Annotated in this window: 5 protein-coding genes; all 5 read left to right on the forward strand. The window is 42.2% G+C overall.

The features are described from left to right. The first annotated feature begins 70 nt into the window (after nt 1-70). Entirely contained in the window at nt 71-2938 is a 2868-nt protein-coding gene (locus HXY43_RS12990; protein WP_290883604.1) for a TonB-dependent siderophore receptor, read from the forward strand. Nucleotides 2939-3029: 91 nt separating this feature from the next. Then, nucleotides 3030-4013 (forward strand): ABC transporter substrate-binding protein, encoded by a 984-nt coding sequence (locus tag HXY43_RS12995; RefSeq protein WP_290883605.1) that lies wholly within the window; start codon nt 3030-3032, stop codon nt 4011-4013. A 304-nt stretch (nt 4014-4317) separates the two neighbouring features. Continuing rightward, entirely contained in the window at nt 4318-4695 is a 378-nt protein-coding gene (locus HXY43_RS13000; RefSeq protein WP_026736234.1) for a DUF1636 family protein, read from the forward strand. A gap of 75 nt (nt 4696-4770) precedes the next feature. Continuing rightward, nucleotides 4771-6093, forward strand: a complete 1323-nt coding sequence (locus HXY43_RS13005; protein ID WP_290883606.1) for an MFS transporter — start codon at nt 4771-4773, stop codon at nt 6091-6093. Between the two features lie 99 nt (nt 6094-6192). Continuing rightward, nucleotides 6193-6798, forward strand: a complete 606-nt coding sequence (locus HXY43_RS13010) for a hypothetical protein (protein WP_367161480.1) — start codon at nt 6193-6195, stop codon at nt 6796-6798. Nucleotides 6799-6923: the final 125 nt, after the last annotated feature.

Consider the following 6923-nt stretch of genomic DNA (forward strand, 5'->3'; position numbering starts at 1 on the left):
ATTTTCAGTTCTCGTTAATTGTGTCTTTAGGTACAACCAAGTAGTGTGATTGAGTGTAAGCGGATAAGTAATGAAGTTAGATAAATTTTTTCAAAGCCTGCTGCTGACAGGTGTTATTGCTATCTTTATAAGCATTCCTGCTAAAGGTGAGGAAGTACAAGAGGATATTCAAGGCAGACCTTCTACCGAGACAGTAGGGAAATCTGCATTAGATGAGAAGGTTGCAGCTAAAGATAAAGAATTTGCGATCGCCAAATCTCCTGTTAATCTCCTTCGTTCCAGGAAACCCCGACTCAAACAGTCTCAAAGTGCAAGTTCACCGCAAAGAGTAAAGTCGGATGAAGCCAGTAAAAACATTACCCAACTGAGCGAAATCGAAATTCCCGCTACTAGCGCTCAAAAACTCGTACAGGCACCAACACCGACCAACCCCCCTAATCCAGAACAAACAAGTGGGGATCAAGTTGTACCAATTACGGGAGTTAAAGCAATTCCCACAGACAAAGGTGTGGAGGTAATTTTAGAGACGACTCTTGGGGAACAACTGCCAGTCACAAATCGCAGTACGGGTAATAATTTTATTGCAGATGTATCTGGCGGGCAATTGCGTTTACCGTCGGGTGAAGCTTTTACGTTTCGTTCGGAGAAACCAATTCCGGGAATCACTGAGATCGTAGTGACAAATGTTGATGCGAATACTGTCCGAGTAACAGTGGTGGGTGAGAAAGCTTTGCCCGCGGTAGAGTTATTTGATGATAATGCAGGTCTGGTTTTCGGTATAACTTCTACGGCAACGGCGACACAACCACCACCGCAGCAACCCCAAACACCGCAAGCCGAAGAAGAGCCAAGTGAGACACCGCCAACAGAAGCAGCGCAGGAAGATGAGCCAATTGAGTTGGTGGTAACGGGAGAGCAAGATGCGTATAACGTACCAGATGCGTCAACTGCCACCAGAACCGACACACCGATACGCGACATCCCCCAATCGATTCAGGTCGTGCCGCAACAGGTTCTAGAAGACCGCAACGTCAGAACTGTAAATGAGGCGCTGGAAACAGTCAGTGGCGTAGCTTCTGGTTCTACAATCTATGGTGGTGCGCCGCTTATATTCAAAATCATCAGAGGATTTGACCAGGCGAGTTCAGGCGTTGTCAATTTCCGAAATGGCGTTCCAGATGGTGATTTCTACACCCTGTCACCCATTGGGACGATCGAGCGAGTGGAAGTTCTCAAAGGGCCCGGCTCAGTTTTGTTTGGAGCTGGGGAACCTGGCGGGATTGTTAACACGATCACAAAACAACCCCTGAGTGAACCCTATTACAGGCTCGGGTTTGAGGCAGGAAATTATGGATTTTATCAACCCAGCATCGATTTATCAGGGCCTTTGAATACCGATAAAACTGTGCTTTATCGGTTTATTGCTAGCTATCAAGGTTCAAGCGATTTTCAAGGCTTTGCTGACACAAGAGTGACGACGATCGCACCCTCAATTACCTTGAAGTTGGGAGATCGTACAAATCTGGATCTGTACTATGAGTACACTAACCTTTTTGCCGACCCTGCTGCTGGTCTTTCTACTGCTGTGTTTCTGAGCGATGGTAGTTTAACACCCCGGGACTTTGCCACTTACTATCCTAGTTTACAGTCGGTCGATGCCACCTCTCAAAAATTTGGCTACATCCTAAACCACGAGTTTAGTGATAACTGGAAGCTTCGGAATAATGTTGCTATAAGTCTTACTCGTTTTGAAGAGGATGGAGCTACGGGTTTTACACTAACAGACGACCGCTTTTTGGAAGGATTCGATGTTTTCAGAGCTGAGTATCACAGAAACAACTATTTTGGACAGATCGACTTGCTTGGGAAGTTTAATACCGGATCGATTTTACATCAAGTCTTAGCGGGTTTTGATTTCAACTACTTTAGCAATGTTGGCGATCGCATCAGTGCCGATACAGATCTGCCTCCTCTAGATATCCGCGATCCAGATTACGATATCTCAAGACCCACATTTTCAACACGTAATACATTCTCTGACTTTGATTTCGTGAGGCGATCCTACGGTGTTTATCTCCAGGATCAGATCGCTTTCACTGATAATCTGAAATTCCTGCTCGGCGGTCGCTATGATTGGCTTTCAACTGATTTTGAAGCAGATGTCAATACAGGCGGAGACGTAGTTGTCTTTCCGACACAGAATGATGAGGCATTCAGTCCCCGTGTTGGCTTAGTGTATCAGCCCAGCAAAGAGGTTTCTCTCTATGCTAGCTACACTCGATCATTTGCCTCTGTCTCTGGATTTGATAACGTAGATCCGGATGTCAGATTTGACCCAACGAGGGGAACTCAATATGAAGTCGGCGTTAAAACCGACTTTCTAGACGGCAGGCTTTCAGCAACGTTAGCAGCCTACCAACTCACCAAGACAAACGTTCTCACAACCGTTGTCACAGACGATCCAGCTAACCCTGTACGTTCCATTCAAACCGGGGAGCAACGGAGTCGAGGAATTGAGTTAGATGTTACAGGTGAGATTTTGCCTGGATGGAAGGTGACTGCTGCCTACGCCTATACCAATGCAGAAGTCACTGAAGATGAAACTTTTCCGGTTGGCAATCGATTGCCAAACGTACCAGAAAATCAAGCCAGTCTCTGGACAACCTATGAGATTCAGAATGGCGATTTGAAAGGTTTGGGATTTGGTTTGGGGCTGTTTTATGTGGGTGCGCGCCAAGGAGATTTGGATAATTCGTTTGAACTAGACGATTACTTCCGTACCGATGCGGCGCTTTACTACCAGAGAGATGGTTTGAAGGCGGCGATTAATATGCGTAATGTATTTGATATAGACGCTGCCGCATTTGCCTACAGCAGCACATATGTTCAAAGAACCGAACCCTTTACAATCATTGGTTCTATCAGTTGGGAGTTTTAACTGGCTTTGTGGTTGATCGTCGATTGAATAATCTGCCTGAATAATGTGCTACAACACAGTGTAATTTTGTGAACTACCTCAAAACTCAGTGATGAGAAACCCAATGCATCGATTGATAAAGCCATTTCTTTTAATGGCTTTTTCCTTCCTTTTAATTACAGCTTGCTACAGTCCAGTTACCCAAAAATCTGATATTTCAAAAAAACAATTAGCCACTTCTGAGTGTCGAGTAATTCAACACAAATTAGGTGAAACCTGTGTTCCCTACAAACCACAGCGTATTATTGCATTAGAGGACGCCTGGATAGTAGATCCCTTATTGGCTCTTGGTATCAAACCAGTGGGTACAGTAACCTTTGCCAAACAAGTAAATGTAAATTTTCGTGGTTTATCTGCTGATGAGCTTGCAGGAATTGAGATAGTTGGGAATGGAGGTCAACCTTCTCTAGAGAAAATTCTTAGGCTCAAACCGGATTTAATTTTGTCATTCGACGATCCCTTTGATAGTAACAATTACAAACTGTTATCACAAATTGCTCCCACAGTACCTATAGATTTTAACAGAGTCAGACATTCTTTTAAGGACAACCTTCGATTCATTGCTCAACTAGTAGGTCGGGAAGAAAAAGCAGAAAAAATTCTCCTTCAATATCAAGAGCGAATTAAAGAATTACAGAATATATTAGCGGATAATAATCTAGAGAAGGCTAAAGTTTCTATTATTGAATATTTGGGAGGTAATTCTTTTGAATTGCAAAGAGGCGACATAATATATTTTCAGATTTTTAGCGATCTAGGTTTAGACATGCCGCATAGACCTCTAAATCCTGATGATTCTGCCTTATTTAATATAGAAGTTATTAATAGATATGATGCCGATATTCTATTTTTTGTGAGTTTAAATAGCGACAAAGAAAAGTTATTATCTCATTGGAATGGCATTTTATCTTCACTAAAAGCAGTCAAAAATAAGCGAGCGTATATAGTAGATCCAAATTTATGGTGGGTCTATGGCCCTTTGGGAGTAAATAAATTATTAGACGATCTTCCTAAATATCTGCTAGAAAGCTTATGAAATTTCTATTCTCCTGAAAAAATACGCATAATTTCACAATAGCTAACTTTCACCAGTCTGCAAATCTTGCCGTTAATCTTCCTACAAAAGTTCTTTATGCGTTTGTGGTTCTGTCTTCAACGATCCTCATTGTAACAGAGAGCGTGATTTGATGGTATCGTAAAAAAGAAGATTATTTGGTCAAAACTGAAAGCTGTGTAGAATAACCAACTATACAAAGTAAATTGAAATGCTGAAGAAACTATTGGTGTTGATCGAGTCATGGATAAGCTCTACAAATACCTCGTCAACACGCCTTAACTCTATACCCAAACCCACCCTCTTTGTCTGCAAATCCTGCCACCGCTCCTCCGAAGAACGGCCAAAAAATCAACCCGCCGACGGCTCTATTTTACTTGACAAACTCAACAGTTTATGCGGCGAAAAATTTATCTCTGACGAACTTGAAATTAAACCTGTTAAATGCCTCTGGGCATGTAGTCAAGGCTGTGTTGTAGCTGTATCAAGTCACGATAAACCTACCTATTTGTTCGTTAATCTTCCTCCAGAAGAAAGCCCAACAGCGTTACTTGAATTCATGCAATTGTATATCAAAAGTCGTAAAGGCAGTGTAGCTTGGAAACGACTTCCTGAACTTTTACAGTCTGCTATTTTCGCGCAAATTCCACTTGTAAGTAAGTAGCCATTATCAACGAAGTTTGTTGGAAATTACAGTATACAGAGATTTAATTCCTCGACCACAGATAAACATTAAATAATGTCACAACAACCAACTCCTACCAGCCTGCGAAATTTCCTCATCATCTGGCTTGGTCAACTAGTTTCTGACATTGGCAGCCAAATGACTACCATTGCTCTGGAAATTTGGGCATGGGAAGTTACAGGCAAAGCAACTACTCTCGCTTTGGTAGGTTTCTTTGGCTTGCTTCCCAGCATTCTGATTACCCCGATTAGCGGTGTAATTGTAGACCGTTTTAACCGGAAATTATTGATGATGCTAGGTGACACAGTTGCTGTCTTGACAACAATTGTTCTCCTATTTTTATATATCAACAAATACTTACAAATTTGGCATTTTTATGTAGCAGCCGCGTTTGTAGGCACTTTCAGCCAATTTCAGTATCTTGCATACTCAGCATCAATATCATTAATGATTCCCAAACAGCACTACACCCGCGCCAGCAGTCTCGATTTTTTGTCACATCATAGTGCGATTATTATTGCTCCCGCTTTGGCAGGATATCTCTATAAAGTAATAGGTTTATTTGGTATTTTGTTAATTGATATTTCCACTTTTTTAGTCGCAATTTTTACTATTTTTTTAGTTCAGATTCCCCAAATACTGCAAACCGAAGAAAACCAAAAGCAAGATACTTTTTGGCAAGATTTGAGGTATGGTTTACGTTACTTGAGCGCTCAAAAAAGTCTCCTCAATCTGTTATTAGCGAATTTATTATTTTTCTTTGCCCACGATCTCGGAGATTCATTGTACGTTCCGATGATTCTCTCACGCACAGGTAACAATACTTTAGTGCTGGGTAACTTAATCATAGCAGCAGGATTTGGCGGTGTAATGGGAGCATTAATTATTAATAAATGGGGAGGTTTTAAAAACAAAATTAAAGGCGTTTTCCTGGGAATAATAGGTGTTGGTTTAACTAAAATAGTATTTGGTTTGGGTCGAACTATGTGGGTGTGGATTCCTCCACAATTTTTGTGTTCATTGAGTTTTACTGTCAGTGGTAGTTCGGATAATGCGATTTGGTTAGCAAAGGTTGCTCCTAATGTACAAGGACGAGTTTTTGCAGCGCGATCGCTACTTTTACAATTAGCTTCAGCAGTAGCAGTTTTGATTGCAGGGCCCTTAGCAGATAATGTGTTTGTACCTGCGTTTCGTGAAGGGGGTAGCCTTGTAGGTATTTTAGGAGGAATATTTGGGACTGGTACTGGTGCAGGAATAGCAATGCTGTACGTGATCTGTGCAGTGTGTATGTTTTTGGTAGGGTTAGGTGGGCTTAGCGTGCGATCGCTGCGAAATTTAGAAAAAAATACACCTGACTATGATGAGGTTGAGGTTTAGCAGGCATTGCATAAAAGTAGCAAATAAATGTATGAAATACCCCTGGCTAGCAAAGTTTGAGCCAGGGGTTTCTACATCCCCCGGACTAGCCTGAGATTTTTGACGCTTCTTTGCCCTTATCTCTTATTAAATTCTAAAGCGATCCAGAAGTGGCTAAGCACCCATCCCAGCGATCGCCAAACTTGGCGCTTTCACCAACTAGTCTCTTTGGGATCGGCCTTGGAACAAGAATTGCTACCTTTGGGTATAGTTCGTGCTGACTGGGAAAGCAACGCAGATGTTGCAGTCGGAATTGGTGATGGTAAACAACCGTTTCGAGATCCCAGTATTTGGGCTGGATTGACGAGTTGGCGAACCATCATGCCCCGACAAGCACATGATGAACTTGCTGCGCTATTTTTAAGACATGGTGCAAAACTTTGGTTTTTGCAAACCAATCAAGTCGGGGGATGGAACGCTGATATTGCGCCCTTAGCACCTACGCCGTTATTCGGGCAGATAAAGATCCCTTTCACGCAAGTATCGCCTGTTTCAATTATTCTCAACCGCGTGTTAGCGTCTGTCGCCATTCCCCAAGCGCGGGATTGGCTGATTGCAGGTGTGACGCTGTTGACTTATGGGGCGATCGCAACCATCCATTGGATTGTAGTAGTCATTTGGTTACTATTCCTGGGAGGAATGCACAGGTTGCATCAACGTAATTAAAAATAAGGCGTTGCTGAATTTGGTCATGAATTATGTTTGCATACATTTTTGTAGCTCGATGCCAAATCATTGTAGAGACGTAGCATTGCTACGTCTCTACATACCCGTGAATTGTAAATTCATAT

Origin of the sequence: Fischerella sp., assembly GCF_013388695.1 — a bacterium.
GTDB lineage: Bacteria > Cyanobacteriota > Cyanobacteriia > Cyanobacteriales > Nostocaceae > PCC9605.

What these genes read in the sequence shown, in the direction of transcription:
- HXY43_RS12990 (WP_290883604.1), top strand. Translation starts at nt 71, where the DNA reads ATGAAGTTAGATAAATTTTTTCAAAGCCTGCTGCTGACAGGTGTTATT.
- HXY43_RS12995 (WP_290883605.1), top strand. Translation starts at nt 3,030, where the DNA reads ATGAGAAACCCAATGCATCGATTGATAAAGCCATTTCTTTTAATGGCT.
- HXY43_RS13005 (WP_290883606.1), top strand. Translation starts at nt 4,771, where the DNA reads ATGTCACAACAACCAACTCCTACCAGCCTGCGAAATTTCCTCATCATC.